This is a genomic window from Synechococcus sp. R3-13 (assembly GCF_047462195.1).
Lineage (GTDB): Bacteria > Cyanobacteriota > Cyanobacteriia > Thermostichales > Thermostichaceae > Thermostichus.
Genome location: NZ_JANSIO010000292.1, coordinates 1 through 1743, shown reverse-complemented (window position 1 = coordinate 1743; position 1743 = coordinate 1). Strand labels below are relative to the sequence as shown.

1 protein-coding gene is annotated in these 1743 nt (G+C 60.1%); it reads left to right on the top strand.

What is annotated here, in order from left to right:
* Positions 1 to 81: 81 nt before the first annotated feature.
* Positions 82 to 1743 (top strand): CocE/NonD family hydrolase (locus NW856_RS09160; RefSeq protein ID WP_414399917.1); only part of this gene is annotated, 1662 nt, incomplete at its 3' end.

The window sequence follows — 1743 nt, the reverse complement described above, 5'->3', positions numbered from 1 at the left end:
GAGCTTATTATTGACTAGAGTCATGCTCTCATAAGGGCTTCTGTTTTATCTTAGGAAGAATCCACCCAGGGATCCCTTAGGTTGTCCTTGGTTGGTATCCCTTTGGCAAGATCCGCTAGCCCAACCCAGGCCATGTTGCCCGTTCGCCCCCGCGAAACTGTTTCCATGTTCACCCGCGACGGGATCCAACTGGACGCGGATGTCTATCGCCCGCAAGGGGAGGGGAGCTACCCGGTTTTGCTGATGCGGCAGCCCTATGGGCGGGCCATTGCCTCGACGGTGGTGTATGCCCATCCCAGGTGGTATGCGGCCCAGGGGTACATTGTGGTCATCCAGGATGTGCGCGGACGGGGAACTTCCAAAGGATCCTTTTACCCCTTCCGCCACGAGGTGGAGGATGGGTTTGACGCCGTCAATTGGGCGGCTGCCTTGCCGGGGAGCAACGGCGTAGTGGGCATGTACGGCTTCTCTTATCAGGGCATGACCCAGCTGTATGCGGCTTCTACCCGTCCCAGCGCCTTGAAGGCCATCTGCCCGGCGATGCTGCCTTACGATCTCTATGCCGATGCCGCTTACCCAGGGGGGGCCTTTGCCTTCTACAACAACCTCAGTTGGGCCTTGCAACTGGAGACCGAAGGGGCGCGTCTCAGGGAGGATGCCAATGCCTACCAAGCGCTTTTGAAAGCTGCCCGCAATCTCCCCCTCTACGACCCTATCCCCCTCAAGCCGGGGGTGTTGCAGCAGTATGCCCCCCAGTCCTATTACTTCGACTGGCTGGAGCACAGCGAGCCGGATGAATACTGGCGCAAGCTCTCTCCCCGTCTAGAGGTGGTGGATCTGCCGATGCTACACATTGCCGGCTGGTTTGACAGCTACCTGAGTGGTAGCCTGCGCCTCTACAAGGAAATGAGCGCCCGCAGCCAGAACCCTCAATACCTGATCATCGGCCCTTGGATCCATCTCCCTTGGGGGCGCAAAGTGGGGGCGTTGGACTTTGGCCCAGAGGCTGTCAGCCCCATCGATCGCCTGCAGGTGCGCTGGTTTGACCAGTTCCTCAAAGGCAAAGATACAGGGATCCTCCAGGAGCCGCCGGTACGCCTGTTCGAGATGGGATCCAACCGCTGGCGCGGCTTTGATGCTTGGCCTACCCCTGAGCCAAAAGCTTTTTACCTACACAGCACCGGCTTGGCTGCCCTTTCAGAAGCAGAGGGATCCCTTCGCCCTGAACCCTCGCCTGCACAACAGTCGGATACGTTTGTTCACGATCCCTGGCGACCGGTGCCGGCCTTGGGGGGCCACCTAGTTCAGCCTGCCGGGCCGCAAGAGCGCTCCGCCCTCGACTGCCGCACCGATGTTCTCACCTATACCACTCCGCCGCTGCAAGCCGAGCTGGTTCTGGTCGGGGACATTGCTGTGGAGGTGTACGCGGAGGCCGACAGCCCCAGTTTCGATCTTTGCGCTGTGCTCTCGGTGGTAAGGCCCGATGGGCAGGTGTATAACTTTTCCCAAGGCTATTGTCGCCTACGGGATCCCCAGCCCAGTACCCCCATTCTGATTCCCTGTCAGCCCACCTGTATTCGCATTCCTTGCGGTCATGCTCTGCGCCTCAGCCTTAGCGCGGCTTGTTTTCCGGCCTATCCTGTCAACACAGGCACGGGAATGCGGGAAGAGCGGCTGATTGAGGCCCGCATTCTCACCATCACTCTCCGCAGCGGTGGCGAGACGCCTTCGCGGCTGCACCTG